Genomic DNA, 2,177 nt, shown 5'->3' with positions numbered 1-2,177 from the left:
CTAAAATGCAGTTCATTTCCCCTTAACATTTTCTTCATTCGTTAAATATGCCTGCTGTAAATCCCCTTCATCTATATTAACTATCTTCACAAAAAAGTATAATTACTCTAAATCTGTTTAAAGAACAATATGCCAAAATTCGCTAACATGAGTATAAAATCGATTATTTATTCAAAAATTATTAATGTAGTATATTATTTAATTAAGGAGTTTTATCCATGAAAATATTACAACGGATCGCTTTAGCTTTAATAATTATTGGCGCTGTAAACTGGGGTCTAATTGGATTTTTTCATTTTGATTTAGTAGCAGGAATCTTTGGTGGACAAGATGCATTTTTGTCTAGAATAATTTATGGTCTTGTAGGCATAAGTGGTTTGATTTGTTTAACTCTTTTATTTGCTCCAATGGACGAAGTGGTTGAACGTAACACGAACCTACAAGGCAATAGAAACCTTAATTATGCTACTGAGTTTGGCGAAGAAACAGATTTATCGAAATTAAAAGATGATGAATAACTTCCTTAAGGAGAGTAAAACAGCTCACCTTCAAGTTTTATCAACATGGAAGTATACAAATTTCTTCTGATGTTAATTCACACATTAGCAAGAAAATTGAAGAGATAGAATGAAGAAATTTGAGGATATATGAAGAATGTCCTCGAATTTTTTATGAAACAAAATCTAGAAAATTATCAGACAGTTATATTTTGAAAAACATATTAATGAAACTGACCGAAAACAAAAAACCGCTAGAGCCAACTGCCCCAACGGTTTGATTGTTTAATACATCGTCATATACTGCTCCCGCTCCCAAGGATGGACTTGCGTGCGGAACATATCCCACTCAATCTCTTTTGCCTCTACAAAGTGTTCAAAAATATGTCCGCCCAACGCTGAAACGATAATCTCATTTGCTTTCAGCTTATCAAGTGCTTCTGCTAATGTAGATGGAAGATCATCAATTCCTTCAGCCATTCTTTCTTCCTTACTCATAACATAAATATTTCTGTCAACTGATCCCGGTGGAGTAAGGCTATTCTTTATCCCATCCAGACCAGCCTTTAATAATACAGCCATAGCAAGATAAGGGTTTGCTGCCGGATCAACACTGCGAACCTCTACACGTGTGCTTATTCCTCTTGATGATGGTATACGCACTAATGGTGAACGGTTCTGTGCTGACCAAGCTACATAGCATGGTGCTTCATACCCTGGCACCAAACGCTTATAGGAGTTTACTGTTGGATTTGTGACAGCTGTAAAGCCTGTCGAATGCTTCAGAATACCAGCAATAAATTGACGTGCATAATCACTTAGCTGCAAATCTCCTTTTTCATCAAAGAAGGCATTTTTCCCTTCTTTAAATAGTGACACATTGCAGTGCATCCCTGAACCTGCGACACCGAAAAGTGGCTTTGGCATAAACGTAGCATGAAGGCCATGTTTACGGGCAATTGTTTTTACTACTAATTTAAAAGTTTGGATTTGGTCACATGCCGTCAAAGCATTTGCGTATTTGAAATCAATTTCATGCTGTCCTGGAGCCACCTCATGGTGAGATGCTTCAATTTCAAATCCCATTTCCTCCAGTTCAAGAACGATATCGCGACGGCAATTTTCACCCAGATCTGTAGGCGCAAGGTCAAAGTAGCCGCCATTATCATTTAGCTCAAGTGATGGATCTCCATTTTGATCAAGCTTGAATAAGAAGAATTCTGGCTCTGGTCCAAGATTGAAATCCGTAAAGCCCATTTCTTCCATTTCTTTTAATATACGCTTCAAATTATTTCTTGGGTCCCCTTGGAATGGTGTTCCATCTGCATTATGAATATCACAGATTAGACGTGCAACCTTTCCCTTTTCAGCAGTCCACGGAAAGACAACCCATGTATCAAGATCAGGAAATAAATACATATCTGATTCCTCAATACGAACAAATCCTTCAATGGAGGAACCATCAAACATCATTTTATTGCCAAGTGCTTTTTCTAGCTGACTGATTGGGATTTCAACGTTTTTAATCGTTCCTAAGATATCAGTAAACTGGAGACGAATAAATTTAACGTTTTCTTCTTCTGAAATTCTTTTTATGTCTTCTTTGGTGAATTTTGGCATAAATAAGTTCCTCCTTAGTAGTTAAACAAAAATCGTTAATGAAAAAAACGATTCATATTT

Annotated in this window: 2 protein-coding genes; one reads left to right on the top strand and one right to left on the bottom strand. The window is 36.4% G+C overall.

What is annotated here, in order from left to right; translation table 11 throughout:
- Nucleotides 1-218: 218 nt before the first annotated feature.
- Nucleotides 219-518, top strand: a complete 300-nt coding sequence (locus tag V7122_RS25085) for a DUF378 domain-containing protein (protein WP_335529920.1) — start codon at nucleotides 219-221, stop codon at nucleotides 516-518.
- A gap of 264 nt (nucleotides 519-782) precedes the next feature.
- Here the strand turns inward: V7122_RS25085 and glnA are convergent, their stop codons facing one another.
- The gene (gene glnA, locus V7122_RS25080; protein WP_335529917.1) at nucleotides 783-2,117 is read right to left on the bottom strand and encodes a type I glutamate--ammonia ligase; all 1,335 of its coding nucleotides are present in this window, start codon (nucleotides 2,115-2,117) and stop codon (nucleotides 783-785) included.
- Between the last annotated feature and the right edge of the window lie 60 nt (nucleotides 2,118-2,177).

This window comes from Bacillus sp. JJ1532 (genome assembly GCF_036965085.1).
Lineage (GTDB): Bacteria > Bacillota > Bacilli > Bacillales > Cytobacillaceae > Cytobacillus.
Note: the sequence above shows the minus strand (reverse complement) of the source record. Positions and strands in the feature narration are given on the sequence as shown.